This window comes from Curtobacterium flaccumfaciens UCD-AKU (assembly GCF_000349565.1).
GTDB classification, from domain to species: Bacteria; Actinomycetota; Actinomycetes; order Actinomycetales; family Microbacteriaceae; genus Curtobacterium; species Curtobacterium poinsettiae.
Window position 1 is genome coordinate 1 of sequence record NZ_APJN01000089.1, and the last position, 1198, is coordinate 1198.

A 1198-nucleotide genomic window follows, 5' to 3' on the forward strand; every position below is an offset into this window, starting at 1 on the left:
CGCGCCGGCCGGCCGCGCCGCCTGGCCGCGCCGGCCGGCCGCGCCGCCCGGCCGCGCCGCCGCGCCGCACCCGCACCCGCACCCGCACCCCCGCCCCACCCGCGCCCGACAGGCACTCGCGGGACCCCTCACGTGCGCGCTCACTCCAGTAGCGTCGGGACCATGGAATTCAGGTACCTGGGCAACTCCGGACTCAAGATCTCCGAGATCACCTACGGCAACTGGCTGACGCACGGCTCGCAGGTCGAGAACGACGTCGCCACCCAGTGCGTTCGGGCAGCGCTCGACGCCGGCATCACCACGTTCGACACTGCGGACACGTACGCCAACACCGCCGCCGAGACCGTCCTCGGCGAGGCGCTCAAGGGCGAGCGGCGCCAGTCCCTCGAGGTCTTCACGAAGGTCTACTGGCCGACGGGCCCGAAGGGGCACAACGACGTCGGCCTCAGCCGCAAGCACATCATGGAGTCGATCGACGGCTCGCTCGAGCGGCTGCAGACCGACTACGTCGACCTCTACCAGGCGCACCGCTACGACTACGAGACCCCCCTCGAGGAGACGATGCAGGCCTTCGCCGACGTCGTCCGTCAGGGCAAGGCGCTCTACATCGGCGTCAGCGAGTGGACCGCCGAGCAGATCCGCGCCGGCGCCGCACTCGCCAAGGAGCTCGGCTTCCAGCTCATCTCGAACCAGCCGCAGTACTCGATGCTGTGGCGGGTCATCGAGGGTGAGGTCGTCCCGGCCTCGAAGCAGCTCGGCCTGTCGCAGATCGTCTGGTCGCCCATCGCGCAGGGCGTCCTGACCGGCAAGTACAAGCCCGGTCAGCCCCTGCCCGAGGGCTCGCGGGCCACGGACGAGAAGGGCGGCGCCGACATGATCAAGCGGTTCATGCGCGACGAGGTCCTCGAAGCCGTGCAGCGCCTGCAGCCCGTCGCGGACCAGGCCGGCCTCACGCTCGCGCAGCTCGCGATCGCGTGGACCCTGCAGAACGAGAACGTCGCCTCGGCGATCGTCGGCGCCTCGCGTCCGCAGCAGGTCACCGACAACGTCAAGGCCGCCGGCGTCAAGCTCGACACGGACGCCCTCGCGGCGATCGACGAGGCACTCGGCGACATCCCGGAGCGCGACGCGTCCAAGAACGTGTCCCCGTCGTCGCGCCCCGCGTAGACGCGACCGACCGACGGACGGGAGGCCCGGT

General features: G+C 71.2%; 1 protein-coding gene. It reads left to right on the forward strand.

Translation table 11 applies throughout. The features are described from left to right. Positions 1-162 precede the first annotated feature (162 nt). Positions 163-1167, forward strand: coding sequence for an aldo/keto reductase family protein (locus H489_RS21845; RefSeq protein ID WP_017885784.1), 1005 nt, complete (start codon positions 163-165; stop codon positions 1165-1167). Positions 1168-1198: the final 31 nt, after the last annotated feature.